At 61.1% G+C, this 26,950-nt stretch carries 29 protein-coding genes and 1 tRNA gene; 19 read left to right on the top strand and 11 right to left on the bottom strand.

Going from position 1 to position 26,950, the window contains the following annotated elements; all coding sequences use genetic code 11:
• Positions 1–41: 41 nt before the first annotated feature.
• The 7 genes from ACSQ17_RS02895 (at position 42) to ACSQ17_RS02865 (ending at position 5,563) form a co-directional block, all read left to right on the top strand.
• Positions 42–1,160 carry a protein-glutamate methylesterase/protein-glutamine glutaminase gene (locus ACSQ17_RS02895; RefSeq protein WP_436067511.1) on the top strand — a complete coding sequence of 373 codons (1,119 nt, stop codon included), beginning with the start codon at positions 42–44 and terminating at the stop codon, positions 1,158–1,160.
• Complete coding sequence (locus ACSQ17_RS02890; protein WP_436067510.1) at positions 1,160–1,900, top strand: flagellar motor protein; 741 nt, start codon at positions 1,160–1,162, stop codon at positions 1,898–1,900. The genes ACSQ17_RS02895 and ACSQ17_RS02890 overlap by 1 nt, the downstream gene beginning before the upstream one ends.
• Positions 1,901–1,912: 12 nt before the next feature.
• Positions 1,913–2,782 (top strand): flagellar motor protein MotD, encoded by an 870-nt coding sequence (gene motD / locus ACSQ17_RS02885; RefSeq protein ID WP_233686156.1) that lies wholly within the window; start codon positions 1,913–1,915, stop codon positions 2,780–2,782.
• A 51-nt stretch (positions 2,783–2,833) separates the two neighbouring features.
• A complete protein-coding gene (locus tag ACSQ17_RS02880) occupies positions 2,834–3,622 on the top strand; it encodes a ParA family protein (RefSeq protein ID WP_436067509.1) in 789 nt (262 codons plus the stop codon).
• Between the two features lie 87 nt (positions 3,623–3,709).
• Entirely contained in the window at positions 3,710–4,570 is an 861-nt protein-coding gene (locus ACSQ17_RS02875; RefSeq protein ID WP_436067508.1) for a CheW domain-containing protein, read from the top strand.
• Positions 4,571–4,675: 105 nt separating this feature from the next.
• Entirely contained in the window at positions 4,676–5,155 is a 480-nt protein-coding gene (locus ACSQ17_RS02870; protein WP_108490500.1) for a chemotaxis protein CheW, read from the top strand.
• A 3-nt stretch (positions 5,156–5,158) separates the two neighbouring features.
• Positions 5,159–5,563, top strand: coding sequence for a DUF2802 domain-containing protein (locus tag ACSQ17_RS02865; protein ID WP_257778649.1), 405 nt, complete (start codon positions 5,159–5,161; stop codon positions 5,561–5,563).
• A gap of 20 nt (positions 5,564–5,583) precedes the next feature.
• Here ACSQ17_RS02865 and ACSQ17_RS02860 read toward each other — a convergent pair whose 3' ends face one another.
• A complete protein-coding gene (locus tag ACSQ17_RS02860; RefSeq protein WP_436067507.1) occupies positions 5,584–5,913 on the bottom strand; it encodes an EscU/YscU/HrcU family type III secretion system export apparatus switch protein in 330 nt (109 codons plus the stop codon).
• Positions 5,910–7,454 (bottom strand): flagellar hook-length control protein FliK, encoded by a 1,545-nt coding sequence (gene fliK, locus ACSQ17_RS02855; protein ID WP_436067506.1) that lies wholly within the window; start codon positions 7,452–7,454, stop codon positions 5,910–5,912. Before fliK ends, ACSQ17_RS02860 begins: the two co-directional genes overlap by 4 nt.
• A gap of 163 nt (positions 7,455–7,617) precedes the next feature.
• Between fliK and ccmA the strand changes: the two genes are divergently transcribed.
• The 10 genes from ccmA (at position 7,618) to ACSQ17_RS02805 (ending at position 14,918) form a co-directional block, all read left to right on the top strand.
• Entirely contained in the window at positions 7,618–8,253 is a 636-nt protein-coding gene (gene ccmA / locus ACSQ17_RS02850; protein ID WP_436067505.1) for a cytochrome c biogenesis heme-transporting ATPase CcmA, read from the top strand.
• Positions 8,250–8,921 carry a heme exporter protein CcmB gene (ccmB, locus tag ACSQ17_RS02845; RefSeq protein WP_108490504.1) on the top strand — a complete coding sequence of 224 codons (672 nt, stop codon included), beginning with the start codon at positions 8,250–8,252 and terminating at the stop codon, positions 8,919–8,921. Before ccmA ends, ccmB begins: the two co-directional genes overlap by 4 nt.
• Positions 8,922–8,994: 73 nt before the next feature.
• On the top strand, positions 8,995–9,753 hold the full coding sequence (locus tag ACSQ17_RS02840) for a heme ABC transporter permease (protein WP_436070418.1): 759 nt from the start codon (positions 8,995–8,997) through the stop codon (positions 9,751–9,753).
• The gene (ccmD, locus tag ACSQ17_RS02835; protein ID WP_436067504.1) at positions 9,750–9,926 is read left to right on the top strand and encodes a heme exporter protein CcmD; all 177 of its coding nucleotides are present in this window, start codon (positions 9,750–9,752) and stop codon (positions 9,924–9,926) included. The genes ACSQ17_RS02840 and ccmD overlap by 4 nt, the downstream gene beginning before the upstream one ends.
• Positions 9,923–10,411, top strand: a complete 489-nt coding sequence (ccmE, locus tag ACSQ17_RS02830) for a cytochrome c maturation protein CcmE (RefSeq protein ID WP_233686147.1) — start codon at positions 9,923–9,925, stop codon at positions 10,409–10,411. The genes ccmD and ccmE overlap by 4 nt, the downstream gene beginning before the upstream one ends.
• Positions 10,408–12,381: a heme lyase CcmF/NrfE family subunit gene (locus ACSQ17_RS02825; RefSeq protein WP_436067503.1), complete on the top strand. Its 1,974-nt coding sequence runs from the start codon at positions 10,408–10,410 to the stop codon at positions 12,379–12,381. The genes ccmE and ACSQ17_RS02825 overlap by 4 nt, the downstream gene beginning before the upstream one ends.
• A complete protein-coding gene (locus ACSQ17_RS02820) occupies positions 12,378–12,914 on the top strand; it encodes a DsbE family thiol:disulfide interchange protein (protein WP_436067502.1) in 537 nt (178 codons plus the stop codon). Before ACSQ17_RS02825 ends, ACSQ17_RS02820 begins: the two co-directional genes overlap by 4 nt.
• Positions 12,911–13,393 (top strand): cytochrome c-type biogenesis protein, encoded by a 483-nt coding sequence (locus ACSQ17_RS02815; RefSeq protein WP_436067501.1) that lies wholly within the window; start codon positions 12,911–12,913, stop codon positions 13,391–13,393. The genes ACSQ17_RS02820 and ACSQ17_RS02815 overlap by 4 nt, the downstream gene beginning before the upstream one ends.
• Positions 13,393–14,595, top strand: a complete 1,203-nt coding sequence (gene ccmI, locus ACSQ17_RS02810; RefSeq protein ID WP_436067500.1) for a c-type cytochrome biogenesis protein CcmI — start codon at positions 13,393–13,395, stop codon at positions 14,593–14,595. The genes ACSQ17_RS02815 and ccmI overlap by 1 nt, the downstream gene beginning before the upstream one ends.
• Positions 14,592–14,918 (top strand): hypothetical protein, encoded by a 327-nt coding sequence (locus ACSQ17_RS02805; RefSeq protein ID WP_436067499.1) that lies wholly within the window; start codon positions 14,592–14,594, stop codon positions 14,916–14,918. Before ccmI ends, ACSQ17_RS02805 begins: the two co-directional genes overlap by 4 nt.
• Positions 14,919–14,984: 66 nt before the next feature.
• Here the strand turns inward: ACSQ17_RS02805 and ACSQ17_RS02800 are convergent, their stop codons facing one another.
• From ACSQ17_RS02800 to ACSQ17_RS02790, 3 genes are all read right to left on the bottom strand, one after another.
• Positions 14,985–15,761, bottom strand: coding sequence for an MlaA family lipoprotein (locus ACSQ17_RS02800; RefSeq protein WP_436067498.1), 777 nt, complete (start codon positions 15,759–15,761; stop codon positions 14,985–14,987).
• Positions 15,754–17,052 carry a serine/threonine protein kinase gene (locus tag ACSQ17_RS02795; protein ID WP_436067497.1) on the bottom strand — a complete coding sequence of 433 codons (1,299 nt, stop codon included), beginning with the start codon at positions 17,050–17,052 and terminating at the stop codon, positions 15,754–15,756. The genes ACSQ17_RS02800 and ACSQ17_RS02795 overlap by 8 nt, the downstream gene beginning before the upstream one ends.
• Positions 17,053–17,193: 141 nt before the next feature.
• Positions 17,194–17,766, bottom strand: a complete 573-nt coding sequence (locus ACSQ17_RS02790) for a hypothetical protein (protein WP_436067496.1) — start codon at positions 17,764–17,766, stop codon at positions 17,194–17,196.
• Between the two features lie 159 nt (positions 17,767–17,925).
• On the opposite strand from ACSQ17_RS02790, the gene ACSQ17_RS02785 reads away from it, so the two are divergent.
• On the top strand, positions 17,926–18,294 hold the full coding sequence (locus tag ACSQ17_RS02785) for a hypothetical protein (RefSeq protein ID WP_436067495.1): 369 nt from the start codon (positions 17,926–17,928) through the stop codon (positions 18,292–18,294).
• Here ACSQ17_RS02785 and ACSQ17_RS02780 read toward each other — a convergent pair whose 3' ends face one another.
• The 4 genes from ACSQ17_RS02780 to ACSQ17_RS02765 all read right to left on the bottom strand — a co-directional run bounded on the left by ACSQ17_RS02780 (position 18,295) and on the right by ACSQ17_RS02765 (position 22,054).
• Positions 18,295–19,854: a beta (1-6) glucans synthase gene (locus tag ACSQ17_RS02780; RefSeq protein ID WP_436067494.1), complete on the bottom strand. Its 1,560-nt coding sequence runs from the start codon at positions 19,852–19,854 to the stop codon at positions 18,295–18,297.
• Positions 19,855–19,951: 97 nt separating this feature from the next.
• Positions 19,952–20,176, bottom strand: coding sequence for a DUF2061 domain-containing protein (locus tag ACSQ17_RS02775; RefSeq protein ID WP_436067493.1), 225 nt, complete (start codon positions 20,174–20,176; stop codon positions 19,952–19,954).
• Between the two features lie 541 nt (positions 20,177–20,717).
• Positions 20,718–20,793: transfer RNA gene (locus tag ACSQ17_RS02770), tRNA-Asn, on the bottom strand.
• A gap of 64 nt (positions 20,794–20,857) precedes the next feature.
• Positions 20,858–22,054, bottom strand: coding sequence for an amino acid aminotransferase (locus ACSQ17_RS02765; protein ID WP_436067492.1), 1,197 nt, complete (start codon positions 22,052–22,054; stop codon positions 20,858–20,860).
• Between the two features lie 175 nt (positions 22,055–22,229).
• Here ACSQ17_RS02765 and uvrB point away from each other — a divergent pair, with 175 nt between their 5' ends.
• Positions 22,230–24,245, top strand: a complete 2,016-nt coding sequence (gene uvrB / locus ACSQ17_RS02760; RefSeq protein WP_436067491.1) for an excinuclease ABC subunit UvrB — start codon at positions 22,230–22,232, stop codon at positions 24,243–24,245.
• 235 nt (positions 24,246–24,480) lie between these two features.
• Here uvrB and ACSQ17_RS02755 read toward each other — a convergent pair whose 3' ends face one another.
• Together ACSQ17_RS02755 and ACSQ17_RS02750 are read right to left on the bottom strand one after the other, a co-directional pair.
• Positions 24,481–25,380, bottom strand: coding sequence for an EamA family transporter (locus ACSQ17_RS02755; protein ID WP_436067490.1), 900 nt, complete (start codon positions 25,378–25,380; stop codon positions 24,481–24,483).
• 70 nt (positions 25,381–25,450) lie between these two features.
• A complete protein-coding gene (locus ACSQ17_RS02750) occupies positions 25,451–26,941 on the bottom strand; it encodes an MDR family MFS transporter (RefSeq protein WP_436070417.1) in 1,491 nt (496 codons plus the stop codon).
• Between the last annotated feature and the right edge of the window lie 9 nt (positions 26,942–26,950).

The raw sequence follows: 26,950 nt of genomic DNA, 5'->3' as shown, positions 1-26,950 counted from the left end.
GTTAGCGATGCAGGTGTTTGTCGCATCGTTTAGGAGTGTTTATGGCTGTTAAGGTGTTGGTGGTTGATGACTCCGGTTTTTTCCGCCGGCGTGTGTCGGAAATTCTTTCGGCCGATCCGAATATCCAGGTGATCGGTACCGCCACCAATGGCCGTGAAGCCATCGAACAGGCACAGGCGCTGAAACCCGATGTGATCACCATGGATTACGAGATGCCGATGATGGATGGCATCACGGCCGTGCGTAACATCATGCAGCGTTGCCCGACTCCGGTCTTGATGTTTTCCTCCCTTACCCATGAAGGCGCACGGGTGACCCTGGATGCGTTGGAGGCGGGTGCGGTTGATTTTTTGCCGAAGAATTTCGAGGACATTTCGCGCAACCCGGAGCGGGTCAAACAACTGCTCTGCGAGAAGATCCACACCATTGCGCGCAGCAACCGCCGCAGCCTTAACCCACCGCCGGCAGCGCCAGTGGCGCCAGCGGCAGGCCTCAGCAAACCGGCTGCCCGCCCAGCGCCAACCAGTACGCCGGTCAGCCGGCCAGCTGTTGCGCCGACACCGGCCACTGCGACCAGCAGTGCAGCGCCCAAACGCAAGCCCTACAAACTGGTTGCCATTGGCACCTCAACCGGCGGACCCGTCGCGTTGCAGCGGGTCCTGACTCAGCTGCCAGCCACGTTCCCGGCTCCGATCGTGCTGATTCAGCACATGCCGGCAGCGTTTACCAAGGCCTTTGCCGAACGCCTCGATAAACTGTGTCGCATCAGCGTCAAGGAAGCCGAAGACGGCGATGTTCTGCGTCCGGGGCTGGCATTGCTGGCTCCTGGCGGCAAACAGATGATGATTGATGCGCGTGGGGTGGTAAAGATTCTCCCAGGCGATGAGCGCCTGAATTACAAACCCTGTGTGGATATCACCTTTGGATCAGTGGCCAAGTCCTATGGCGACAAGGTACTGGCGGTGGTGCTCACCGGTATGGGCGCGGATGGCCGAGAAGGCGCGCGTCTGCTTAAGCAGGGCGGCAGCCAGGTGTGGGCGCAAGACGAAGCCAGCTGCGTGATTTATGGCATGCCGATGGCCATCGTCAAAGCCAACCTGGCTGATGCGATCTACCCGCTGGATGATATTGGCAGGCATTTGGCGGAGGCCTGCGCTTAATGGATGTACTGAGCCTTATCGGGGTCATCCTGGCATTTGTCGCCATCCTCGGTGGCAACTACCTGGAAGGTGGTCATGCCGGAGCCTTGCTCAATGGCCCGGCCGCCCTGATCGTGATAGGCGGTACGCTGGGAGCTGCGTTTCTGCAGGCCCCGGTTAGTGTATTCAAGCGTGCGCTTGCGATTATCAGCTGGATATTTTTCCCGCCACGGATTGATCTGGCCGGCGGTATTAACCGTGTGGTGGGCTGGAGCATGACTGCACGCAAGGAAGGCCTGCTGGGGCTGGAAGCGGTGGCTGATGCCGAAGCTGACCCCTATGCCCGTAAAGGTCTGCAACTGTTGGTTGACGGTGCTGAGCCCGAAGCCATCCGCAGTATTCTCGAAGTTGATCTGTATACCCAAGAAGGCCGCGATATCCAGGCCGCCAAGGTGTTCGAGAGCATGGGTGGCTATGCTCCGACCATCGGCATCATCGGTGCGGTGATGGGTCTGATCCATGTGATGGGCAATCTGGCTGACCCGAGCATGCTGGGCAGTGGTATTGCCGTAGCCTTTGTCGCGACCATCTACGGGGTTGGTTTTGCTAACCTGTTGCTGTTGCCGATTGGCAACAAACTCAAAGCCATCGCCCAGCGACAGTCGCGTTACCGCGAAATGCTGCTTGAAGGCATCCTGTCGATTGCCGAGGGTGAGAACCCGCGCTCCATCGAATTGAAGCTGCAAGGCTTTATGGACTGATGGGGACAGCGCATGGCCCGCAGGCGTCATCATGAAGAACATGAAAACCACGAGCGTTGGCTGGTTTCCTATGCCGACTTCATCACCTTGCTGTTCGCGTTTTTCGTGGTGATGTATTCGATCTCCTCGATCAACGAAGGCAAGTACAAGATTCTTTCAGACAGCCTCACTGGGGTATTCAACCAGCCTGATCGGGCGATCAAGCCGATTCCGGTGGGTGATGAGCGACCGCGCACAACCGAGCCGGATCGCTCACTGGTGGATGAGGAAACCACGCTCTCGGCTGCGGACTCACTGGAAAGCATTGCCAACAGCGTGCGCGAAGCTTTTGGCGACCTGATTCAGTCCGAGCAGCTCAAGGTCAGTGGCAACGAGTTGTGGATCGAGATCGAGCTCAGCTCCAGCTTGCTGTTCACCAGTGGCGATGCGATCCCCAACAATGCCGCGTTCGACATTATCGAAAAGGTCGCCAAAATTCTGGCACCTTATGAAAACCCGATTCATGTGGAAGGCTTTACCGATAACCTGCCAATTCAGACAGCACAGTTCCCGACCAACTGGGAGCTGTCTACCGCGCGGGCGGCCAGTATCGTGCGTATGCTGACCATGGATGGGGTCAATCCCAGCCGGCTGGCTGCTGTTGGCTATGGCGAATTTCAACCAGTGGCGGACAATAGCACTGCAGAAGGCCGCGGACGTAACCGTCGGGTGGTACTGGTGATATCGCGCAATCTTGATGTGCGCCGCAGTGTGAGTGGTGTTGGCAGCGCCAATGCCAAACCCGATGCGGCCTTGCAACGGGCTGGCACGCAACCTGCACCAGCCCCAGCAGCGCCGGCCCCGCAAGCGGGAGCCGTCAATCCCCCGTCGCCGGCCCCATAAGGGTGGCCCCGTTCTCGGTCAGGCTGCAGCTGTACCGGGAGGATGATAACGATGAGAGTCTGGGCAGTAGCCAATCAAAAAGGTGGAGTCGGCAAGACCACCACATCAATCGCCCTGGCAGGCCTGTTGGCCGATGCCGGTAAGCGTGTGGTGGTGGTCGACCTCGACCCCCATGGGTCCATGACCAGCTATTTTGGACACGATCCGGATAGCCTGGAACACAGTTGCTTTGACCTGTTTCAGCATCAGGGCAGCGTGCCGCGTGGCTTGCCGCAGCAACTGCTGTTGCCCACCAGCCATGAGTGTATTTCCCTACTGCCGTCGAGTACGGCGCTGGCCACCCTCGAGCGTCAGTCGCCTGGGCAGAGTGGTCTGGGGCTGGTGATTGCCAAGAGCCTGGCGCAGCTCTGGCAGGATTTCGACCATGCGGTGATCGACAGCCCACCCTTGCTGGGTGTGTTGATGGTCAATGCCCTGGCCGCCAGCCAGCAGCTGGTGATTCCGGTACAAACCGAATTCCTGGCCGTCAAAGGCCTGGAGCGGATGGTCAATACCCTGGCGATGATCAACCGTTCGCGTCAGCAGGCTCTGCCTTACACCATTGTGCCGACTCTGTTCGACCGCCGTACCCAGGCCTCCATGGGCACGTTGCGGGTGCTGCGTAATAGTTATCCGGATCACCTGTGGCCAGCTTATATTCCGGTGGATACGCGCTTGCGTGATGCCAGCCGGGCAGGGCTCACGCCTTCGCAATTTGATAACAACAGCCGTGGTGTGATTGCCTACCGTGCGCTGCTCAAGCACTTGCTGTCGCAGCAGATCGCGGCGCAGGTCGCCTGAGATGAAAAGCTATGCTGAAGTGGTTGGCTCAAGTCTGTCGCTAGAGCGGCCGATAGTCTGTACAGATCGTTATTTTGGGTTGTGTTCATGAGTCGTCCCCTTGCCACCGCAACACGTCCGCAACTGGCCTTGCAGTCCTACCTGGACGGCTTGCTGCAGGATGCTGCGAGTGAGTTGGCCGATAGTCTTGAGGCGGATGATTTCAGCGCCGATAGCATCAGCCTGGATGAGTTCGAGGCCGCTGTGCTGGAAGAGCAGGTGCGTGATGCCCGCATCATTCAGCAGGTACCTGTCGCCAAACCGGTGATTGAGCTGGCGCCACGCCCGCTGGTGTTGCCGACCATTGAAATGCCTTTACCTGCGGTTGAGACGCCAGAGCCTGTGCCGGTCGTAGTGGCTGAAAACCCGGAGAGTGAAGCCACGCAGGCCGTACCTGATGCCTTGGTGGTACCTGAGCTGGTGCAGCAGGGGCGGCCTGAGTGGGCCGAAGGGCCATTCGAGTGCCTGCTGTTCGATGTGGCCGGGTTGACCCTGGCGGTTCCACTGGTATGCCTGGGCTCGATCTACCCTCTGCAAGGCCAGGAGCTCACGCCATTATTTGGCCAGCCGGACTGGTTTCTCGGCATACTGCCGTGCCAGGCAGGCAACCTGAAGGTGCTGGATACCGCTCGCTGGGTGATGCCGGATCGTTACCGCGATGATTTTCGTGAAGGCCTGCAGTATGTAATTTCCGTGCAGGGCTATGAATGGGGGCTGGCAGTGCATCAGGTCAGCCGCTCGATTCGTCTGGATCCCAATGAAGTGAAGTGGCGCAGTCAGCGCACTCAGCGCCCATGGCTGGCGGGTACGGTGATCGAACACATGTGCGCCTTGCTGGATATCGCGTCTCTGGCCGAACTGATTGCCAGTGGTGCGACCAAGCGTATGGCAGCCAACCGGGTACATTGAATAACGCCAGGCGGTGCGATGAGCGCAGCTTTGCAACTATAGTAATGACAGCGGGATATATACCCGCGATCGCCGCCGCGAGCGGTTCATGACGAGGCTAGGGACATGAAGAAGAGTTCTGCACAAGGTTCTGAAGATCCGATTCTGCAGTGGGTGACTTTCCGCCTGGACAACGAAACCTATGGCATCAACGTGATGCAGGTTCAGGAAGTCCTGCGTTATACCGAGATTGCTCCTGTGCCGGGTGCTCCGAGCTATGTGCTGGGCATCATCAACCTGCGCGGTAATGTGGTCACCGTGATCGACACTCGTCAGCGCTTTGGCCTCGATTCCAGTGAAGTCACGGATAACACGCGCATCGTGATCATTGAAGCCGACAAGCAGGTGATCGGGATTCTGGTCGACAGCGTGGCCGAGGTGGTTTACCTGCGCCAATCGGAAGTGGAAACCGCGCCGAACGTGGGCAATGACGAATCCGCCAAGTTTATCCAAGGCGTCTGCAACAAGAACGGCGAGCTGCTGATTCTGGTTGAGCTGGACAAGATGATGAGCGAAGAAGAGTGGTCCGAGCTGGAGAGCATCTAAGCCATGCTCGACGCGCTGCTGATCGCGCTGGCCCTGGTCTGTCTGGGGCTGGTAGGCGCATGCATCTGGCTGACTCGGCAGCTGCGTGATGCCATCAAGCTGCAGGGCGAGCGTGATGCGGTGCGTGATCGGCGGCTCAAGGAACTCAGCCGGCGACTGGACGCCTACCTGACTGGCAGTGTGCAGATGGGTGAAGAGTTGCATGAGTTGCGTCGGGTTGTTGCGCCGCTACCGGACAAGCTCAATCAGATCGAGCAACGTGATCCCAGCAGTCTGTCGTTTACCCAGGCTGCGCGTTTGGCCGGCATGGGGGCCAGTGTGGATGATCTGACCCAGTCCTGTGGTTTGAGCAAGGCCGAAGCTGAGCTGATCAGCAAGATGCAGCAGGCCAAGTTGCAGCGTTCCTGACGCCTGAACAACCTTCAACTTCAAGATGCTGCAGGCCCCTCCAATAAGCGCAACGGCGGCGTGATATCGGTATCACGCTCACTGCCGGCCGGCGCTTTGCCTTTCAGGTACCAGGCAAAGGCAATGATTTCCGCGATGCAGCGATACAGCTGTTCAGGGATGGCATCGCCCAGCTCCAGGCGTGCCAGCAGGCGCACCAGTTCGGCATTCTCATAGATTGGCACTTCATATTCGCGGGCGATGGCCAGAATGGCTTCAGCCAGCTCGTCGTCGCCTTTGGCACTGAGTACGGGTGCGTTTTGGCCGTCGTAGGTCAGGGCGATGGCTTGGCGGGGAGCGCTTTTCTTCATGCCGTTTCGTCCACCCAGCGTTGTTCCAGAGTGGTGCGCGGGCCGCGCGGTGGCATGCCCTGGTGGCATGCCAACTCGCCGACTTGCAGGCCTGCATCGCTAAGACGTTGGCGCAGGTTTTCCAGCTCCGCATCGATCAGGTTCACGGTGCTGCCGCGTTCAGCCCACAGCTGGCTGGACAGTCGCCCGTGGGCCAGTTGCGCCTGCACCTGCAAAGGGCCTAGTGGATCCAGATCAAAAGCCAGTTCGACCTTCCACAGCGGTTCCTTTTTCTCGGGCTTGCCTTGCGGGTTGCCCTCATCGCGCTGGATCTTGACCTGCAAGGGCACCAGCTCCTGTTGGTTGCGCATGGGCAGTTCCAGTTGCCAGGTGGTGAGCAGATTACCGTCCGGACCGACCTGACTCTGTGCCAGGCTGGAGAGTTGGTGGGTCTGCAAGCGTGAAATGGCGGCGGCGGCAAGTTTCAACAGGGCCTCCAGATCGGCTTCACCGTCCATGGCCTGAAGCAGGCGCGATGGCAGGGGAAAGCTCAGTGCCTGCTGACGGTTGCTGGCTTTGCCCAGGCTGCCCAGCAGATCGCGAGCCAGTGCCGGCATGGCCTGTGCCAGGGCAGAGCTGGCATTGGCTGCGGTCAGTGGAGTGCCCGCAGGCAGATTGGGCAGCAACTGGGTAATCAGGCGCAGCAGGTTGGCCTTGAGATCGGTCGGCAATGCCTGGCCCTGGCCGCCGAGTAATTTGCTTTCCAGCAGGATGCCACTGTTTTCCAGGGCCGCCGCCAGTCCCTTGGCGGTACTCAGCTGAGCGGCGTCGGGCAGTGCGCCGAAGAGCTTATCAATGCTGGTGCGCAGGCCTTCGCTCATCTCGGCATTGCCGCGCAGGCCCTGCAGGGCACTGAACAGGCCTTCCAGAGAACCCTGGCGACTGCCCTGCATGCCCAGTTGCTGGCTCAGGGCGAGCTGATCGAGGCGTCCGCTCAGTGGCAGAAAGTTCAACGCCTGGCTGCCTTGTACCTGGGCGCTGAGCAGGCTGCCGAGGGGCAGGGCCAGCGGGGTTTCCAGGGACAGTTTGCTGCCGGCCAGAGGTGTGTTGAGCAGGTTGACCAGCACCTTGTAGACCGCCTGTTGAGAGCGGCTTTGCAACAACTGCTCGCGGGCTACCACCTTGCCCTGCAGCAGGGTGCCAACCGGCAGTTGCTCCAGGTCCAGGCTGGTGAGGGGTTTGTCGGTGCCCATCAGGACGGACAGGGCCAGGCGGGTTTCCGACAGGGCCGTCACCGCCAGTGATGTGCCCTGGGCAATCGGTCGTGGGCTGCTGGCTTCCAGGGTGGTCTGGCGACCATTCTCCAGGGTCAGCTTGAGCAGCATCTGAAAGCTCTGCGCCACTTCCTTGAGGGCAATCACCTCGGCCTTGGCGGTTTCACCGCTGGCCAGCAAGCCTTGCATGGGCTGCAGCAGTTTTACCGCCAGATCAGCCGCTACGGCGTTGGGGCGGCTGCTGGGGGGCGCTGGCGGCAGGGGCCGCGGGCTGCTGATTTCGCTCATTGGCGGGTTACACCCTGTCGAAAATGCCCGCTGCGGGAGGCGCAGCTGGGCATGTATAATCGCGCCCCGTCTGGTTCGGCTGCGCATTCCACTTGCGTCAGTATAGCGGCCAAGACCCTGCTGACTTGAACAGCTTTTGCCATCCATCTTAGGTGCCAATGCCTTGACCAGCCCTCTTCTCGAAGCCGTTGCGCTCGCTTGTGAGCGGGATTGGCGCATGCTCTTCGAGCGCCTGGAGCTGCGTCTGGTTCCCGGTGAGATGCTGCAGGTGGCAGGACCCAACGGCAGTGGCAAGACCAGCCTGTTGCGCCTTTTGGCCGGTTTGATGCAGCCAACCGCCGGTGAGATTCGCCTCAATGGTCGCCCATTGTCAGCGCAGCGCGCCGAGCTGGCGCGCAATCTGTTGTGGATTGGCCATGCCGCCGGCATCAAGGGCTTGCTCACTGCCGAGGAAAATCTCACCTGGCTGTGTGCCTTGCATCAGCCCGTCGAACGTGAGGCCATCTGGCAGGCATTGGCGGCGGTGGGGCTGCGCGGCTTTGAAGATGTGCCCTGTCACACCCTGTCTGCCGGACAGCAACGCCGTGTGGCGCTGGCCCGTCTGTACCTGCCGGCCCCATCACTCTGGGTGCTGGATGAGCCGTTTACCGCGCTGGACAAAGCTGCGGTGGCGCAGCTGGAAAACCACCTGGCTGCCCATTGTCAGCAGGGCGGTTTGGTGGTGCTGACCACGCACCACGAATTGACGGTCAAGCCGGCCGGTTACCGCGAGCTTGACCTGGGGCAACGCACATCATGAGCAATGTTTTTACCCTGCTGCTGGCCCGTGAAGCGCGCTTGTTGTTTCGTCGCCCGGCCGAGCTGGCCAACCCGCTGGTGTTCTTTGCCATCGTGATTGCCCTGTTCCCGTTGGCGGTGGGGCCGCAGACGCAGTTGTTACAAAGCCTTTCGCCTGGGCTGGTGTGGGTAGCGGCGCTACTAGCTGTGCTGCTCTCGCTGGACGGGCTGTTTCGCAGTGATTTCGAGGACGGCTCGCTGGAGCAGTGGGTCCTTTCGCCGCACCCCCTGGCTCTTCTGGTTCTGGCCAAGGTGCTGGCACACTGGCTGTTCTCGGGCTTGGCGCTGGTGCTGTTGGCGCCACTGCTGGCTTTGATGCTGGGTTTGCCGGGGCGCTGCCTGCCGGTGCTGCTGATCTCACTGCTGCTCGGTACGCCGGTGCTGAGCTTGCTCGGTGCGGTTGGGGCCGCGCTGACCGTGGGCCTCAAACGCGGTGGCCTGTTGCTCGCGTTGTTGATTTTGCCGTTGTACATCCCGGTGCTGATTCTCGGCAGCGGTGCGTTACAAGCCAGCCTGCAAGGATTGCCGGCGGTCGGCCACCTGTTGTGGTTGGCCAGCCTCACCGCCCTGGCGGTGACCTTGACACCTTTTGCCATCGCCGCTGGTCTGACGATCAGTGTCGCTGAGTAGACAATAAGCCTGAATGGCCGGTTGAACCGGGTGCCTGCCTGCGCCCTGATCAGCCCTAGCACTGATGAGTAACCTGATGAACTGGACGTGGTTTCACAAGCTCGGCTCGCCCAAATGGTTCTATGAAATCAGCAGTCGCTGGCTGCCCTGGTTGGCCCTGGCCGCCGCTGTGCTGCTGGTGGTCGGTCTGGTTTGGGGGCTGGCTTTTGCACCGCCGGATTACCAGCAGGGCAACAGCTTTCGCATCATCTACATCCATGTGCCCGCAGCCTTTCTTGCTCAGTCGATCTACGTGATGCTGGCGGTGGCCGGCATTGTCGGGCTGGTGTGGAAGATGAAACTGGCCGATGTCGCCCTGCAGCAGGCTGCGCCCATTGGTGCCTGGATGACGGTGATCGCCCTGGTCACCGGTGCTGTGTGGGGTAAACCGACCTGGGGCACCTACTGGGTGTGGGATGCCCGCCTGACTTCGATGCTGATTCTGCTGTTCCTGTATTTCGGGGTGATCGCCCTCGGCAATGCCATCACCAACCGTGACAGCGCGGCCAAGGCCTGTGCGGTACTGGCCATCGTCGGAGTGGTGAACATTCCGATCATCAAATACTCGGTGGAGTGGTGGAACACCCTGCACCAGCCGGCGACCTTTAGTGTGGTGGCCAAGCCGGCCATGCCGTTCGAGATGTGGATGCCGCTGCTGATCATGGTGCTGGGCTTCTACTGCTTCTTTGGTGCCGTGCTGCTGATGCGTATGCGTCTGGAAGTGCTCAAGCGCGAGGCGCGCAGCAGTTGGGCCAAAGCCGAGGTCAAGGCGCTGGTGGAGAAAGACCAATGAGTTTTGCCAGCTTTAGCGACTTTATCGCCATGGGCACCCATGGGCCTTATGTCTGGTCCTGTTATGCCATCAGCCTGGCTGTGCTGGGGCTGAATGTGGTGCTGCCAATCCTGGCACGTCGCCGTTATCTGCAAGACGAGGCGCGTCGTTTGCGCCGGGAGGAGTCGAAGTGAACCCCGTGCGTAAAAAACGCCTGTATATCGTCCTGGCGATCATCGCCGGTGTCGGCATCGCCGTGGCGCTGGCCCTGAGCGCGTTGCAGCAGAACATCAACCTGTTCTACACGCCGACTCAGATCGCCAACGGCGAAGCCCCGCAAGACACCCGCATCCGTGCCGGTGGCTTGGTCGAGGAGGGTTCGGTAAAGCGCTCCAGTGACTCGCTGGATACCGATTTCGTGGTCACTGACGGCGCCAAGAGCGTGACCATCCGCTACAGCGGCATCCTCCCGGACCTGTTTCGTGAAGGGCAGGGCATCGTCGCCATGGGCAAACTCGACGCCAATGGCGTGCTGATTGCCGATGAAGTGCTGGCCAAGCACGATGAGAATTACATGCCACCGGAAGTCATGCAGGCGCTGGAAAAAAGCGGCATGAAACAGCAGCACGACGCGGCCAAAGCGGCCAAGCAGGCGTCCCCAGCGGAGTACGCACAATGATCCCCGAACTTGGCCATCTGGCGATGATCCTGGCGCTGTGCATGGCGCTGGTGCAGGCAACACTGCCGCTGATCGGTGCGTGGCGCGGTGATCGGCAGTGGATGAGCCTGGCGCAGCCGGCTGCCTGGGGGCAGTTCGCCTTTATGCTGTTCGCCTTCGTCTGCCTGACCTATGCCTTTATGGTTGACGATTTCACCGTTGCCTATGTGGCCAACAACTCCAACAGCGCGCTGCCCTGGTACTACAAGTTCAGCGCCGTGTGGGGCGCCCACGAAGGGTCGCTGCTGCTCTGGGGGCTGATCCTTGCCGGCTGGACCTTTGCCGTGTCGATCTTCTCGCGGCAGTTGCCGGAAGAGATGCTCGCCCGTGTGCTGGCGGTGATGGGCATCATCAGCATCGGCTTTCTGCTGTTTCTGATCATCACCTCCAATCCGTTCGAACGCCTGTTGTTCGATACTCCGGCCGATGGCCGCGACCTCAACCCGCTGTTGCAGGACTTTGGCCTGATCATCCACCCGCCGATGCTCTACATGGGGTATGTCGGCTTCTCCGTGGCCTTCGCCTTTGCCATTGCGGCGTTGCTGGGCGGCAAGCTCGATGCGGCATGGGCGCGCTGGTCGCGGCCGTGGACCATCGTTGCCTGGGCTTTCCTCGGCATCGGTATTGCGCTGGGTTCCTGGTGGGCCTACTACGAACTTGGCTGGGGTGGCTGGTGGTTCTGGGATCCGGTGGAAAACGCCTCCTTTATGCCCTGGCTGGTCGGCACTGCGCTGATCCACTCCCTGGCGGTGACGGAAAAGCGCGGGGTGTTCAAAAGCTGGACCGTGCTGCTGGCGATTGCCGCGTTCTCCCTCAGCCTGCTGGGCACCTTCCTGGTCCGTTCCGGGGTGCTGACCTCGGTGCATGCCTTCGCCAGTGACCCTGAGCGCGGCGTGTTTATTCTGGTGTTCCTGCTGATCGTGGTAGGCAGCTCGTTGGCGCTGTTCGCCATCCGCGCGCCGGTGGTGAAAAGCCAGGTTGGTTTTGCCCTGTGGTCGCGGGAAACCCTCCTGCTGGTCAACAATCTGATTCTGGTGGTATCCGCTGCGATGATCCTGCTCGGCACCCTTTACCCGTTGGTGCTGGATGCCACCACCGGGGCCAAGCTGTCGGTGGGGCCGCCGTACTTCAATGCGCTGTTCGTACCGCTGATGGGCCTGCTAATGGCGATGATTGCGGTTGGGGTGATCGTGCGCTGGAAGGACACACCGCTGCAGTGGCTGCTTGGCATGCTGGCCCCCGTGTTGATCGGCAGCGTGGTGCTGGCGGTAATCGCCACCTTGCTGGTTGGTGATTTCAACTGGGCGGTACTCGGTGTCTGCCTGTTGGCGGCCTGGGTGGTGCTGGCCGGTGTGCGCGACATTCTCGAAAAGACCCGCCACAAGGGTTTGCTCAAAGGCCTGCCAAGCCTGACCCGCAGCTACTGGGGCATGCAGATGGCCCACCTGGGCATGGCGGTGTGTGCCCTAGGCGTGGTGCTGACCAGCATGGGCAGCTTCGAACGTGACATGCGCATGGCACCGGGCGAGTCGGTGGAAATCGGTGGTTATCAGTTCACCTTCGACGGTGCCGAGCACTTCGAGGGGCCGAACTTCACCTCGGACAAAGGCACCGTGCGTATCTTCGAGGATGGCAAGCAGATCGCCGTGCTCCACCCGGAGAAGCGCCTGTACACCGTGCAGCAGTCGGTGATGACTGAGGCTGGTATCGACGCCGGGATCACCCGCGACCTGTTCGTGGCCCTGGGCGAGCCGCTGGGGGAGGGTGCCTGGGCGGTACGCGTGCACATCAAACCGTTCGTACGCTGGATCTGGTTCGGTGCGCTGCTGATGGGCTTTGGTGGCTTCCTGGCGGCGGCTGACAAGCGCTACCGGATGAAGGTACGTACCCGCGTGCGCGACGCACTAGGCATGGCGGGGGCGCAGGCATGAAGCGTTTATTGCTGCTGTTACCGCTGGTGATCTTTCTTGGCGTGGCGGTGTTTCTCTACCGCGGCTTGTTTCTCGATCCTTCCGAACTGCCGTCGGCGTTGATCGGCAAGCCACTGCCGGCGTTCTCCCTGCCGGCGGTGCAGGATGGCAAGCCGCTCACCGAGGCTGACCTCAAGGGCAAGCCGGCGCTGGTCAACGTCTGGGCCACCTGGTGTGTGGCCTGCCGCGTTGAGCACCCGGTGCTGAACAAGCTGGCCAAACTGGGCGTGACCATCTACGGGGTCAACTACAAGGATGACAACGCCGCCGCGCAGAAGTGGCTGGTGGAGTTTCACGACCCCTATCAGCTCAATATCAACGATGCGCGTGGCACCCTGGGCCTGGACCTGGGTGTGTACGGCGCACCTGAGACTTTCCTGATCGACAAGGACGGCATCATCCGCCACAAGTTTGTCGGTGTGATCGATGAACGTGTCTGGCGCGAACAACTGGCCCCGCTGTATCAGGCCCTTGTCGATGAGGCCCAGCCATGAAGCGTTTGCTGAGTGCGGCGGTACTGGGCCTGGCCTTGCTGGGCACCGCCCAGGCCGCTATCGATACCTACGAATTTGCCACTGAGGCCGAGCGCGAGCGTTACCGCAATCTGGTGGAAGAGCTGCGCTGTCCCAAGTGTCAGAACCAGAACATCGCCGACTCCGATGCGCCGATTGCCATGGACCTGCGTGCGCAGATCTACCGCATGCTGGGGGAAGGCCAGAGCAATGAGCAGATCATCGATTTTCTGGTCAGCCGCTATGGCGATTTCGTCCTCTACAAACCGCCGGTAACGGCGCGCACCTTGCTGCTGTGGTATGGCCCGGCGGGTTTGCTGGCCGGTGGTTTTGTCCTGCTTGGGGTCATCCTGTTGCGTCGTCGTAGCAAGCCTGGTGTTGTCGCCAGCAGCCTGTCTGTCGATGAACAGCAGCGCCTGACTGCTCTGCTTAATCAAACGCCTGTGGATAAGAAAGACTGATGATTGAATTCTGGTTGTGCGCCGGTCTGCTGTTACTCACGGCCTTGGCGTTTCTGCTTATTCCGGTGCTGCGTGCACGCAAAGTGCAGGCTGAAGAAGACCGTACGGCCCTCAACGTGACCTTGTACCAGGAGCGCTTGATGGATCTGCAAAGCCAGCATGATGCCGGGGCGCTGAATGCTGAGCAGTTGGCCAGTGGCCGTGACGAGGCTGCCCGCGAGCTGCTCGCGGATACTGAGGGTGCGCTGGCGCAGCCGACCCAGCGTAAGCTGGGCAGCACAGTCCCATTGATTGCCGCGCTGCTGATGCCGCTACTGGGCTATGGCCTCTATCAGCACTGGGGGGCTATTGGCGATGTTGAACGTGCACAGGTTTTTGCAGCGCAGCCAAAAACCATCGAGGAAATGACCGCGCGCCTGGAAGCGGCGGTCAAGAGCAACCCTGAATCGGCCGAGAGCTGGTACTTCCTGGGGCGTACCTACATGGCCCAGGAGCGCGCGGCTGATGCGGCGCAGGCCTTTGAGCGGGCTGTCGGTGTGGCCGGGCGCGAGCCGGAGCTGCTCGGGCAATGGGCCCAGGCGCTGTATTTCGCCAGTGACAAGCAATGGACCGCACAGCTGCAGGCGTTGACCGATGAGGCGTTGAAAGCCGACCCGACCGAAGTCACCAGCCTGGGGCTGCTGGGGATTGCCGCTTATGAAAGTGGCCAGTTCCAGAAAGCCATCGGTCATTGGCAGCAGCTGGTGGCTGTACTGCCGGCTGAAGACCCTTCTCGCCAAGCCATTCAGGGCGGTATTGAGCGTGCGCGTGAACAGTTGGGTGAGCCCGCTGCCGCAGCTGCGCCGGCGACCAGTAAGGGTCTGACGGTGCGGGTTGAGCTGGCCCCGGCGTTGCAGGCCAAGGTGCAGCCGGGCGATGCGGTGTTCGTGTTTGCCCGCGCGGTTTCCGGTCCACCCATGCCGCTGGCGGTCAAGCGTTTGAGCGTGGCTGATCTGCCGGCTGAGGTCAGCCTGTCGGACAGCGATGCAATGATGCCGCAGCTGAAAATCTCCGGCTTCGAGCAGGTGCAATTGGTGGCGCGGATTTCGCGCAGTGGCAACGCCACGGCAGGTGAGTGGATTGGCAGCAGCCAGCCGCTGGACAGCAAGACCACACAACTGCAACAGCTGTTGATCGACAGCGCCGACAGCAAAGCACCATGAGTGCGCTGCTGCGCGGGGCCGTACTCGCCGGTCTGCTTGGGCTGGCGGGTTGTGTGCAGCTGCCGCTGGCCACGGTGCCGGTCAATACACCGAGCGGCAGCAGCAATCATCCGCGCTTTGCCCCACCACCTGGGGTGCAAAGCCGCTGGGACGCGGCACTGGGCGTGTACGTGGTGGCTGGCAGCGCTGAGCTGTATTACCGCGAGCGTACCTATTACCGCTGGAGCGCTGGCTGGAGCTGGGCGAGCAACCCACAAGGCCCTTGGTTGCCCACCGACAGCAGCGGTGTGCCGCCTGGGTTGTCTCGTCGTTACGCGCAGTAGTCACGCACCAGGCAAAAAATAAAGGCCGCCGCAGTTCGCACTGTCGGCGGCCTTTTTACGTTTGCCTTACTCGGCGATCTGCAGCTTGCGTGACTCGTGGTAGAAGAAGCGGATTTTCTCGTACTCGAAGGGCGAGTTGAGCTGGCCGTAGCGGAAGTTCACCGTAGAGCGTTGATCGACCACTTCCAACAGAGTGATTTCCGGGTGGCTGGTGCTGGCCTCGGCCACGTTCAGCCAGTTGATCTGGCTTTTCGCGGCAAAGTCCGCCACCAGGCCGCCGGTGTCGCGCAGGTTCGAAGGCCCCAGCAATGGCAGGATTAGGTACGGCCCAGCCGGTGTGCCGTAGTAGCCGAGGGTCTGGCCGAAGTCTTCCTTCTGCTTGGGCAAGCCCATGCGTGTGGCCGGATCCCACAGGCCGGCTACGCCAATTGTGGTGTTGAGCAGCAGGCGTGCGGTGGTCTGCATGGTGCGCTGGCCCTTGAGCTGCAAAGCGCTGTTGAGCAGGTTGGGCACATCCCCCAGGTTGCTGAAAAAATTGCTGATGCCGCTTTGCACCAGCGTGGGGGTGACATAGCGGTAGCCATCGACAATCGGCAGGAACACCCACTCATCGAAGCGGTAGTTGAAGTGGTACACGCGGCGGTTCCATGACTCCAGCGGGTCATAGACGTTCAGCGCGGAGAGGGTGGAACGCTCGAATTCGCGTTGATCCAGCCCCGGGTTGAATTGCAGGTGTTGCAGCGGCCGTTTGAAGCCATCGGCATCGGCGCTGTGTTCGGCGCTGGCCAGGTTGCTGCCCAGCAGCAGGCCCACGAACAGGGCAAGGGAAAGAGGCTTAGCCACGGAAGAACTCCAGCATGGCGTCGCTGTTGACGCGGTAGTTGAGGTTGCCGCAATGGCCACCCAGTGGGTAGACCGTCAGCCGTTCACCAAAGGTGCTGCGCAGGTAGCCCAGGTCACCCGGGCCGAGAATCACGTCATCGGCGTTGTGCATGACGGCAATCTTGTTGCTGTTTTTCAGGTAGTCGGTCAGGGCATACAGGCTGACCTGATCAATCAGCTGCGCCAGGCTGCCGCCGTCATAGCGCGCGCGCCACATAGGGATAACCTGCTCGGTCAGGTAGCAGTCGAAGTCGCATTGCAGCGCGCGTTTGAAGAAGGGTGTCAGGCTGGTGCCTTCCTTGATCGGGTAGCTGACCGGGGTGATCAGCCCACGACGGTTGATCAGGTCCGAGGTAAAGGCGATATCGGCGGAAGAGAAGCGGAACGCTGCGCCGATCAGCATGGCCATTTGCTCGTCGCTGAGCTTTTCCTTGGAATTCTGGAAGTCATACAGCAGGGCGTCGTTGATATCGACATAGCCCTTGTTCTGGAAGTAGCGGGTCAGTTTGCTCAACACCAGCTCATAGAAGGTGGTGCTGTTATCGATGCCCTTTACCTTGGTTTGTACCATGCGGTCGAGGTTGCTGACCGAGGTATAGAGGTTGACCGGCGGGTTGAGCAGCAGCACGCGCTTGAAGTTGAAGCTGCGCCGGGTTTCGTCCAGCTCGCTGACAAAGGCTGCTTGCAGTGCGCCTAGGCTATAGCCGGTGAGGTGGAATTCACTGACTTTCAGGCGTGGATGCTGTGCCCGCACGGCTTGCATGGCACGGTACAGATCGTCAGCGTCATCGCGGCTAATGCCGGGGGTGGCAAAGCGCGAGGCGGACGTCATGAAGTCATAACTGGTGGGTGATGACAGTTGCACCACATGGTAGCCGGCGCCGTAAAACAGCTTTTTCAGGTATTCCGGGGTGCCGCTGGCGTAATGCGCGCCGGTGCCGGCAATGATGAATATCAGCGGCGCCTCGCCTGACTGCTTGGCCAGGCGATAGCGCATCTTGGTGACCGGCCAGAAATTCTCTGGTACCTCGAATTCGCGCTCCGGGCGCAGTTTGGCCTGATAGTCCGCCTGATTGATGTCGGCATCGGCTGGCAGTACCGGACGCAGTTCGGGCGGGGTGGTGGCCAGGGTGGCTTCGAACGGATTGCTCAGCGGGTAGCCATAGCTACTGGCGTCGATATCGGCCGCGCTGACTGGGGCAGTCAGGGCCAGGCAACTGAGCAGGACAAGCAAACGAGGGACAGGCAACATGGCTAAATCTCTTGAGCGCTAGGGCTGGTTCGGGATGGCGGTCGACGCGGATCGATTTGACCACATAAGTCTTGCTAAGTGCCGTTTAGTTATAGAAGCACAGGTTTTCAGGCAGAAACGCCACTTCGCGGCCACGCCGGTTCAAGGCAGTAATTGCAGTTGCTCGACCCAGATCAGTTCACAGGCACCATCTCCGGTGTCTTCGCGGCTGAGCGAACTGACCCAGCGGTAGCCATCATCGCCGTCGACCCGCACCAGTTGCCCGACCAACCGAATCTGTTGGCCCGGTTTGAGTTTGCTCAGGGTTTTCGCCACCTCGGCTGTGGCTGGGATCATGTGCATATTGGCGCTGTTGATCTCGATCTGCCGGCGCTCGATCGGCAGCTGTTCGGCGCGCCAGAAGTACCAGCGGTTGCGCTGGCTGATGCTGATATGGCGCAGCACCTCTGGGTTGGCCATCGGCCCCCAGCCGAGTGCCAGGTCGGTGGGCGAGAGCTTGGCACCGCGGTCGAAGTAATAGTCTTCACGGCCGAGAATCCGCGCTTCCAGCTGGAAGTCTTGCAGGTGGCTGAGGGTATGCTCGGCCACGCGCCAGCTGCCGCTCTGCTGCGCAGTCTGGGGCGGCAGGTTGCCGGGGTTGGGGAGTAGGATCACCCAGAGCATCCACAGGGCAAGCAGGCCGGCAGTGATCAGAATCAGACGACGAATAGGCATGGGGAGAGTCTAGGGCCTGTTGGCATTGCATTCACAGCCCTGCGCGCGTGGATGACCTTGCCGCAAGGTGGCTGCATCACCCCGGCTGAAGCGCGGGGGATGTTATCCGCGGCGCGGCGGCTTATCCTACGCAGCCATTTTCTTGTCCCGAGCTTTTATATGCCGCGTTACTTGCCCCTGGCCCTCGTGTTGATCGCTGCTGCCCTGAGTCTGGCCGCCAGTCTGCTGCTGCGTTACCAGTTGATGGAGAACGAGCTGTGGGTAGGCGTGTGTGTGGCTGAGCCGCAGCGCTTGAGCTGTGAGGTACGGGCCCTGTTCGGCTGGCTGATCCACTTCCGGGTGCTGTCGCTGGGTGCATTGGGCTGCGCGCTGTTGGCCTTTGTCCTGCCGGGGGTGTGGGGGCAGCGTCTGGCGGTGCCAGCCTTGCTGCTGGGCCTGCCGGCATTGGTGCTGTACAGCGCCAGCCTCGCGGTTTTTGCCGTGGTCCTGGCGTTGTTGCGTCTGGTGCGTGGGCCTAAAACCGCCTGATCAGGCGGTTTGCGCCTTGGCCCGCAGGCTGCGCCACAGCGCAGCGACCAGCAGGGTGCTGGTCAAGGCCCAGCCTAGGGCTTGCAGGTTGCTGAGGGTTTCCTGATACAGCTGCGGGGCGATACCGGCACCGATCAGCAGGGCCAATAGCGCCACTTCGCGGCGGTAGCCACTGACCGGCCGGCACAGGTAAACCACTGCCGGCAGCAGCAGCGCGGCGCTGGGGAAGCTGCGGTAGCGCGCGTCCATCACCAGTGCCAGCATCATCACCGCGCCGGCAAAGCCACTCAGCACCAGCCAAAGTGCTGCCTTGCTGCTTAACCACTGGCGCAGCTGCAAGCGCCAGCCACTTGCCTGGCTGAGCTGCAAGGCCGCATGGGCCAGTACCAGCAGGTTGAGCGTGATCAGCGCCGCGCCCCACAGCCATTCACCGAGGTAGCGACTGGTCACCAGCGTCAGCTCTGCGAACAGGCCGATGCAGCCAGCCCCCAGGGCGGCCAGCAGGGGCAGCAGCAGGGCAGCGCGGGTCGACTGCGGGCGGCCGGCAAACAGCAGCGTGGCCGTAAACAGGATCAGGCTGGCGGCCAGCCAGACCGGCCAATGCGGTAGGTTGGAAACTGGCCCGGCGAGGATCGACTTGTCCTGGCGGTCGGCGTCATACAGCCCCCAGTAACCGCCTACGGCGCCTTCGCTGACGCGTTTCCAGGGTTGATCGAAGGCCTCGATCAGGTTGTAGTGCCAGCCATTCTGCTCGGCCATGGCGACGAAACCGCGAATGAATTTGGCCTGGTTGACCAGGCTGGGCACGGCTGTTTCACGCTGGCGGCCTTCGCTGGGCCAGCCGGTTTCACCGATCAGGATGTCCTTGGGGGCATAGGCATTGCCGAAGGTCTGGCGTACCTCGGCGACTTCATGCAGGGCTGTTTCGATGCCGGCCGGGTTGTCTTCCCAATAAGGCAGCAGGTGGATGGTGATGAAGTCCACTGCCGGGGCAACCTCGGGGTGCTTGAGCCAGAACTCCCAGACATCGGCATAGGTCACCGGCTGCTGGATCTGCGCCTTGACCTGCTCGATCAGCGTCACCAGTTGCTCGGCCGTGACCTCCTTGCGCAGCAGGGCCTCGTTGCCGACGATGACCGACTGGATGACATCAGGATGGGCGTTGGCCAGCTTCACCAGTCCGGCAATCTCAACAGCTGTATCGCTTGGGCTGCGGCTGACCCACGCGCCGGCAATCAACTTCAGGCCGTGTTTGCGGGCGATATTCGGCAGTTCTTCCAGCCCCGTCACCGAGTAGGTGCGCAGGCATTCGAAGCGCTCGGCCAGCAGAGCTAGATCCGCTTCCATGCGCTCGGGGCGCAACTGCATCGGTTGATCGAAGGGCGACTGGTCTTTGTCGAACGGTGTGTAAGAGGCGCATTGCAGCTTGTGCGTTGGCGTGGCGGCGTCCGCCAGTTCAACCGGTTGGCCAATGCCGAACCAGAGACCACAAAGGGCCAGCAGACCGAGTAGCAAGGCCAGTGCATAGGGAGCAGCGGGGAAGCGGGAAGTGGCGGGCATGATACGTGCGCGTATGGTGGTTGAGGCGCGCATAGTAGCGGATTGCTCGACTTCTCGGCGGGCTGTTTTTTATCGCTCAGACCGTGTTGTTTGCCGCTTATGCCTGGTGATGCAACCAGGCATGTTTGGGCTGCGTTGAGGCTTGTGCGGTGCGCCCTTCGAAACGCTGCCAGACCTTCTCATGGAAGTAGAATCCCACCGAATTGCACAGCGGCTCAATGGCGGCTACCAGCCCGCTGGCGGCAACGCTGCCGGTCAGTGCGTAGGTAACACCGAAGGCAATGCAGAAGTGCATCAGAGTAAACGTCAGAGTCTTGAGCATGGCCCACCTCGAGTGAGAATTATTCTTTATTGAGGTGCAGCGTAGTGGCTCATGATCAATTGGGAAAATGTTGCATTTGAATTGCTTTAATAGTTTTTGTTGATTTATTTGGCGTAGGTAATAAAAAACCAGTGCGTGGCTGGTTTTTAAAGTGGACTCCGCTGAGTGTGTTTCAGCGCTGCCTCGCAGGGGTGAGCGTCCGGCGGATACAAAAAAGCCCCGGTATTAACCGAGGCTTTCGAATTTGGCTCCGCGACCTGGACTCGACAGCGCAGCTGAACGCGCTTTAGCGCGGCCCCGCAGGGGTGAGCGAAGCGAATAACCTGGGACGCAGTCCCTGGTGAGAGTCCACAGGCAATAAAAAACCCAGCGGTTAGGCTGGGTTTTTGAATTTGGCTCCGCGACCTGGACTCGACAGCGCAGCTGAACGCGCTTTAGCGCGGCCCCGAAGGGGTGAGCGAAGCGAATAACCTGGGACGTAGTCCCTGGTGAGAGTCCACAGGCAATAAAAAACCCAGCGGTTAGGCTGGGTTTTTGAATTTGGCTCCGCGACCTGGACTCGAACCAGGGACCCAATGATTAACAGTCATTTGCTCTACCGACTGAGCTATCGCGGAACAACGGCGCGTATCCTACTGATTAGAAAGGGGAAGTCAACACCTGATCGACTTCCCCAGTGAGTCAGAGAACCGCAGCGATGGCCTGGGTAACAGCGGGCAGGTTGCGTTGGTTCAGCGCGGCCACGCAGATGCGACCCGTGCTGACGGCGTAGATGCCGAACTCGGTTTTCAGTCGCTCAACCTGCTCGGCGGTGAGGCCCGAGTAGGAGAACATGCCACGCTGCTGGGCAACGAAGCCGAAATCGCGCTTGCAGTTCAGTGCCGCCAGCTGCTCAACCATGGCCAGGCGCATGCTGCGAATACGCTCGCGCATGCCGGCCAGCTCTTCTTCCCACAGGGCGCGCAGCTCAGGGCTGTTAAGCACGCTGGCGACCACGGTGGCGCCGTGGGTCGGTGGGTTGGAGTAGTTGGTGCGGATCACGCGCTTGGCTTGCGACAGCACGCGGCCGGCTTCTTCCTGGCTGCCGGTGACGATGGACAGCGCGCCGACGCGCTCGCCGTACAGCGAGAAGGATTTCGAGAACGAGCTGGAGACGAAGAACGGGATGCCCGCTTGAGCGAACAGGCGCACGGCAAAGGCGTCTTGCTCGATGCCATCGCCAAAGCCCTGATAGGCGATGTCGAGGAATGGCACGTGCTCGCGCTCGCGCAATACCTCAAGCACCGCTTTCCAGTCGTCCAGCGACAGGTCGACGCCGGTCGGGTTATGGCAGCAGGCGTGCAGCACGACAATCGAGCGTGCGGGCAGGTTTTTCAGGTCTTCGAGCATGCCGGCACGGTTAACCCCGTGGCTGGCGGCGTCGTAATAGCGGTAGTTGTGCACCGGGAAACCGGCGGACTCGAACAGTGCGCGGTGGTTTTCCCAGCTTGGGTCGCTGATCGCCACCACGCTATCGGGCAGCAAACGCTTGAGGAAGTCAGCACCGGTTTTCAGTGCGCCGGTACCGCCCACGGCCTGGGTGGTGATCACCCGGCCAGCCGCAACCAGCTCGGAGTCGGCACCCAGCAACAGTTTCTGCACGGCGCTGTCATAGGCAGCGATGCCTTCAATCGGCAGGTAGCCACGCGGGGCGTGGGCTTCAATCCGGGCTTTCTCGGCTTCGGCTACGGCGCGCAGCAGGGGAATGCGGCCTTCCTCATTGTAGTAAACGCCTACGCCCAGGTTGACCTTGGTCGCGCGGGTATCGGCGTTGAAAGCTTCATTGAGGCCCAGGATGGGGTCGCGCGGAGCCATTTCGACGGCGGAGAACAGACTCATGGATGCGGCAGCTCGCAGAGGAGAAGTTGAGTATCAGGCAACACCCGCTAGGGGTTGCATCAGTGGGCCGGTAGTATACCGACGCATAACCTGTGCCGCGACAGCAGGCACACGCTTTTCACCGCTTTTGACGTAGGCTTTCAGCCCGCGTCACACCCGCTTGTCGAGGTTCGTCATGTCCGAGTTTCAATTGGTCACCCGTTTCCAGCCGGCCGGCGATCAACCCGAGGCGATTCGGCAGATGGTCGAGGGGCTGGAAGCCGGTCTCTCGCACCAGACCCTGCTGGGCGTGACTGGCTCGGGCAAGACGTTTTCCATCGCCAATGTGATTGCCAAGGTGCAGCGCCCGACGCTGGTGCTGGCGCCAAACAAGACCCTCGCCGCGCAACTGTATGGCGAATTCAAGAGCTTCTTCCCGAACAACGCGGTGGAGTATTTCGTCTCCTACTACGACTACTACCAGCCGGAAGCCTACGTACCGTCGTCGGACACCTTTATCGAGAAGGATGCCTCGATCAACGACCACATCGAGCAGATGCGCCTGTCGGCGACGAAGGCGCTGATCGAGCGCAAGGACGTGATCGTGGTCTGCACCGTGTCGTCGATCTATGGCTTGGGCAGCCCTGAGGAGTACCTGAAAATGGTCCTGCACCTCGACCGGGGCGACAAAATGGACCAGCGCGCATTGCTGCGCCGGCTGGCCGAGTTGCAGTACACGCGCAACGACATGGACTTTGCCCGTGCCACCTTCCGTGTGCGTGGTGATGTGATTGACGTTTTTCCGGCGGAATCGGATCTGGAAGCCATTCGCATCGAGCTGTTCGACGACGAAGTGGAGAGCATCAGCGCCTTTGATCCGTTGACCGGTGAGGTGATCCAGAAGCTGCCGCGTTTCACCTTCTACCCCAAGAGCCACTACGTCACCCCGCGTGAAACCCTGCTGGAGGCAGTGGAACACATCAAGGTCGAGCTGCAGCAGCGTCTGGACTATCTGCGCGGGGCGAACAAGCTGGTGGAAGCGCAGCGCCTGGAGCAGCGCACGCGCTTCGACCTGGAGATGATCCTTGAGCTGGGTTATTGCAACGGCATTGAGAACTACTCGCGCTATCTGTCTGGCCGTCCGGCCGGTGCGCCGCCACCCACCCTGTACGACTATCTGCCGGATGAGGCGCTGCTGGTGATCGACGAGTCCCACGTCTCGGTGCCGCAGGTTGGCGCGATGTACAAAGGCGACCGTTCGCGCAAGGAGACGCTGGTGGAATACGGCTTCCGCCTGCCGTCGGCGCTGGACAACCGGCCGATGCGGTTTGAGGAGTGGGAGGCGGCCAGTCCGCAAACCATCTTCGTGTCTGCCACACCCGGACCTTACGAGGCCGAGCATGCTGGGCGGGTGATCGAGCAGGTGGTGCGGCCGACGGGTCTGGTTGACCCGCAGATTGAGGTGCGTCCGGCGCTGACCCAAGTCGATGACCTGCTCTCGGAAATCCACAAGCGCGTGGCCATTGAAGAGCGTGTACTGGTCACCACGCTGACCAAGCGCATGGCTGAGGACCTCACCGATTACCTGGGTGATCATGGCGTCAAGGTGCGCTACCTGCACTCGGATATCGACACAGTGGAACGGGTCGAGATCATTCGTGACCTGCGTATCGGCGCGTTCGACGTGCTGGTGGGGATCAACCTGCTGCGCGAAGGTTTGGACATGCCGGAAGTGTCGCTGGTGGCGATCCTCGATGCCGACAAGGAGGGCTTCCTGCGCAGCGAGCGCTCGCTGATCCAGACCATCGGCCGCGCCGCGCGTAACCTCAACGGTCGCGCCATCCTCTATGCCGACCGCATGACCGGCTCGATGGAGCGCGCCATCGGTGAAACCGAACGGCGCCGCAACAAACAGATTGCCTTTAACGAAGCCAATGGCATCGTGCCCAAGGGCGTATTCAAGGATGTTCAGGACATCCTCGAAGGCGCAGTCGTGCCTGGCGCACGCAGCAAGAAGCGCAAAGGCATGGCCCAGGCCGCCGAAGAAAGCGCGCGCTACGAGAACGAACTGCGCTCGCCGAGCGAAATCACCAAACGCATTCGTCAGCTGGAAGAGAAAATGTACGCCCTGGCCCGCGACCTGGAGTTCGAGGCGGCGGCGCAGCTGCGTGATGAGATCCAGAAACTGCGTGATCGCTTGCTACAGGTCTGATTGGCTGGGTGTGGGGGATTTATGTGGGAGGGGCTTTAGCCGCGAAAGCAGTGCCGCTCTGTCGCGGCTAAAGCCCCTCCCACTATGCCCTTGAGAAGTTGTTTACGATCTCGCGAGCTAGAGATAAACGGTGGCGAAAAAGGCCGAGGAAGCGGAGTTTACTGGCTGTAAATGAGCATTCCGAGGTCATTTTCAACGCCGTTTAGCCGACGCGCAGCAGATCGTAAGCAACTTCTTAGCGCCGGCCGAAGATAATCAGCACCACGCCGCTTAGCGTAATACCGCAGGCCAGCATCGCCAGCAGGCTGAGGCGTTCATCCAGCAGCAGGTAGCCCAGCAGCAGCGCCACCACCGGATTGACGAAGGCGAAGGTTGATACCAGGCTCGGCCTGACCTCGCGCAGCAACCAGAAATACGCCGGGTATACGCCGAGGCTGACCGGCAGCACCAGATAGGCCAGCCACAGCCAGGCATTGCCGCTGATGGCGTGCAGGTCCAGTGCCTGCCAGTCGCCATGCCACAGGCCAAACAGCGCCAACAGCAGCGCACCGATCAGCATTTGCAGGCTCAGCCCCAGCCAGCTGGAGCGAAAGGCTGGACGCTGACGCATCAGCCAGGCACCGCCTGCCCAGAGCAGGGTGGCGAATACCACCAGCAAACCGGCGAACCACTGTTCGATGGAGGCGCTGTGGTCCAGGCCGTTGTTCATCAGCAGCACGATGCCGCCGCAGGCCAGGGCCAGACCGCACATCACCCACAGTGGCGGGCGCTCACCGAGCAGCCATTCCAGCGCCACGCTCCACAGCGGCAGGGTGGTGTAGAGCATCGCCAGCATGCCGGTGGGCAGGTACTGATTGGCGTAAATCAATGCGCCCTGGCCGACTGCAATCAGCGCCAGGCTGCCGATCAGTACGCCGCCCCAGTCGCTGCGCTGTATGCGTAGCTGCCCGCTGAGCAGCACCCAGGCCAATGCCAGCGTTCCGGCAATCGAGAAGCGCAGGCTGCCGATCACGAACGGCGGTACTTCCAGCAGAAGGAAGTGGTTGGCCAGGTAGGTGGTGCCCCAGCCGATATAGATAGTGGCAAAGGCAATGACCAGCAGCAGGCTGCGGGCAGGGGAAGAACTCGTGGGCATGAACAACCTGAATACAGGATGCGCCGCCAGGCGGCGCGCAATAATTAGGATTGGGTCGCGGTCGCAGGCTTTAGTGGGCCGCGCCGCCGGTGGCACCGGCTGGCAGTTTGCGCGTCAGAAGCACCGCCAGCATGCTGATGCCAAGGGCGATGCCGATGCAGTGGAAGGCGTCATTGTAGGCCATGATCGCCGCCTGCTGATGGGTGATTTCGCTGAGCTTGGCCAGGGCCGCCTGCTCACTGCCAAGCTTTTCGGTCAGCAATGCCAGGCGCTCGGCAACCTGCGGGTTGCTCGGCACCAGCGACTCGCGCAGGTAGTCGAAATACACCTTGGCACGGCTGTCCAGCAGGGTCGCGAGCAGGGCGATGCCAATGGCGCCGCCGAGGTTACGCAGAATGTTGAACAGGCTCGACGCCGAGCCGGCATCCTGCGGTAGCGTATAAGCAGTGGCGATCAGTGAAATGGTGACCATCACCAGCGGCTGGCCTAGCGCGCGTAACAGCTGGATGTGGTTGAACTGCTCGCCGGCGAAATCTGGATTGAGTACTCCTGAGAGAAAACTGGCACCGCCGAACAGGCCAAACCCCAGGGCGCACAGCCATTTCGGCGAGATCTTTTTCATCAGCAGCGGCACCAGCGGAATCAGAAACAGCTGTGGCACGCCCATCCACATGATCACCTCGCCGATCTGCAGGGCGTTGTAGCCCTGGATCTGCGCCAGGTACAGCGGCAGCACATAGATCGAGCCATAAAGCCCCATACCCAAACCGATGCTGGAAATACTCGACAGGCCGAAGTTGCGCTCGCGCAGCACGCCGAGGTTGATCAGCGGGTTGGGCCGCGAGATTTGCAGGATGACGAACAGCACCAGGCTGATCGCGGCGATGCTGCCCAGCCCGCTGATCAGACTGGATTCCAGCCAGTCCTTGCGGTGGCCTTCTTCGAGAAATACTTGCAGGCAGCCCAGGCCCATGCCGAGGGTGACGATGCCGGCGTAGTCGGTGCTTTTCAGCAGCTGCCAGTCAGAGGGCTTTTTCTCCAGGCCGTACATCAGCCCGGCGATCATCAGCAAGCCCGGCGGTACGTTGATATAGAAGATGTATTCCCAGCCGAAGTTTTCCGTCAGCCAACCGCCCAGGGTCGGGCCGATCGACGGGGCGAAGGTGGCGGTCAGGGCGAACAACGCCATGCCCTTGGCGCGGTGGTGTTCCGGCAGCTTGATTAGGGTTAGGGTGAACGCCAGGGGGATCAGCGCGCCGCCGGTAAAGCCCTGTATGGCGCGAAACACGATCATGCTCTCCAGGCTCCAGGCCATCGAGCAGAGCAAGGATGAGGCGAGGAAACCCAGCGATACCCAAACCGCCAGGCGACGTGCCGAGAGCAGCTGCACCAGCCAGGCGGTGAGCGGGATCATGATGATTTCCGCCACCAGGTAGGAGGTGGAAATCCACGAGCCTTCCTCCAGGGTGGCCGACAGCGCGCCCTGGATGTCCTTCAGCGATGAGTTGGTGATCTGGATATCCAGTACCGCCATAAAGGCACCGAGCATTACGCTCATCACCGCGATCCA

Origin of the sequence: Pseudomonas sp. LjRoot71 (assembly GCF_964253255.1) — a bacterium.
Classification (GTDB): Bacteria; Pseudomonadota; Gammaproteobacteria; order Pseudomonadales; family Pseudomonadaceae; genus Aquipseudomonas.
The sequence above is the reverse complement of the archived record's forward strand: the minus strand, read 5'-3'. Positions and strand labels throughout refer to the sequence as shown.

Bases quoted from the DNA above. Each gene is read 5' to 3' on its own strand.
- ACSQ17_RS02815 (WP_436067501.1), top strand. From the start codon at position 12,911: ATGAAGCGTTTGCTGAGTGCGGCGGTACTGGGCCTGGCCTTGCTGGGC.
- ccmD (WP_436067504.1), top strand. From the start codon at position 9,750: ATGAGTTTTGCCAGCTTTAGCGACTTTATCGCCATGGGCACCCATGGG.
- ACSQ17_RS02765 (WP_436067492.1), bottom strand. From the start codon at position 22,054: ATGAGTCTGTTCTCCGCCGTCGAAATGGCTCCGCGCGACCCCATCCTG.
- motD (WP_233686156.1), top strand. From the start codon at position 1,913: ATGGCCCGCAGGCGTCATCATGAAGAACATGAAAACCACGAGCGTTGG.
- ACSQ17_RS02890 (WP_436067510.1), top strand. From the start codon at position 1,160: ATGGATGTACTGAGCCTTATCGGGGTCATCCTGGCATTTGTCGCCATC.
- ccmB (WP_108490504.1), top strand. From the start codon at position 8,250: ATGAGCAATGTTTTTACCCTGCTGCTGGCCCGTGAAGCGCGCTTGTTG.
- ACSQ17_RS02790 (WP_436067496.1), bottom strand. From the start codon at position 17,766: ATGCCTATTCGTCGTCTGATTCTGATCACTGCCGGCCTGCTTGCCCTG.
- ACSQ17_RS02755 (WP_436067490.1), bottom strand. From the start codon at position 25,380: ATGCCCACGAGTTCTTCCCCTGCCCGCAGCCTGCTGCTGGTCATTGCC.
- ACSQ17_RS02795 (WP_436067497.1), bottom strand. From the start codon at position 17,052: ATGTTGCCTGTCCCTCGTTTGCTTGTCCTGCTCAGTTGCCTGGCCCTG.
- ACSQ17_RS02820 (WP_436067502.1), top strand. From the start codon at position 12,378: ATGAAGCGTTTATTGCTGCTGTTACCGCTGGTGATCTTTCTTGGCGTG.
- ACSQ17_RS02780 (WP_436067494.1), bottom strand. From the start codon at position 19,854: ATGCCCGCCACTTCCCGCTTCCCCGCTGCTCCCTATGCACTGGCCTTG.
- ACSQ17_RS02880 (WP_436067509.1), top strand. From the start codon at position 2,834: ATGAGAGTCTGGGCAGTAGCCAATCAAAAAGGTGGAGTCGGCAAGACC.
- ACSQ17_RS02865 (WP_257778649.1), top strand. From the start codon at position 5,159: ATGCTCGACGCGCTGCTGATCGCGCTGGCCCTGGTCTGTCTGGGGCTG.
- ACSQ17_RS02775 (WP_436067493.1), bottom strand. From the start codon at position 20,176: ATGCTCAAGACTCTGACGTTTACTCTGATGCACTTCTGCATTGCCTTC.
- ACSQ17_RS02870 (WP_108490500.1), top strand. From the start codon at position 4,676: ATGAAGAAGAGTTCTGCACAAGGTTCTGAAGATCCGATTCTGCAGTGG.
- fliK (WP_436067506.1), bottom strand. From the start codon at position 7,454: ATGAGCGAAATCAGCAGCCCGCGGCCCCTGCCGCCAGCGCCCCCCAGC.
- ACSQ17_RS02825 (WP_436067503.1), top strand. From the start codon at position 10,408: ATGATCCCCGAACTTGGCCATCTGGCGATGATCCTGGCGCTGTGCATG.
- uvrB (WP_436067491.1), top strand. From the start codon at position 22,230: ATGTCCGAGTTTCAATTGGTCACCCGTTTCCAGCCGGCCGGCGATCAA.
- ACSQ17_RS02860 (WP_436067507.1), bottom strand. From the start codon at position 5,913: ATGAAGAAAAGCGCTCCCCGCCAAGCCATCGCCCTGACCTACGACGGC.
- ccmI (WP_436067500.1), top strand. From the start codon at position 13,393: ATGATTGAATTCTGGTTGTGCGCCGGTCTGCTGTTACTCACGGCCTTG.
- ACSQ17_RS02805 (WP_436067499.1), top strand. From the start codon at position 14,592: ATGAGTGCGCTGCTGCGCGGGGCCGTACTCGCCGGTCTGCTTGGGCTG.
- ACSQ17_RS02895 (WP_436067511.1), top strand. From the start codon at position 42: ATGGCTGTTAAGGTGTTGGTGGTTGATGACTCCGGTTTTTTCCGCCGG.
- ACSQ17_RS02875 (WP_436067508.1), top strand. From the start codon at position 3,710: ATGAGTCGTCCCCTTGCCACCGCAACACGTCCGCAACTGGCCTTGCAG.
- ACSQ17_RS02785 (WP_436067495.1), top strand. From the start codon at position 17,926: ATGCCGCGTTACTTGCCCCTGGCCCTCGTGTTGATCGCTGCTGCCCTG.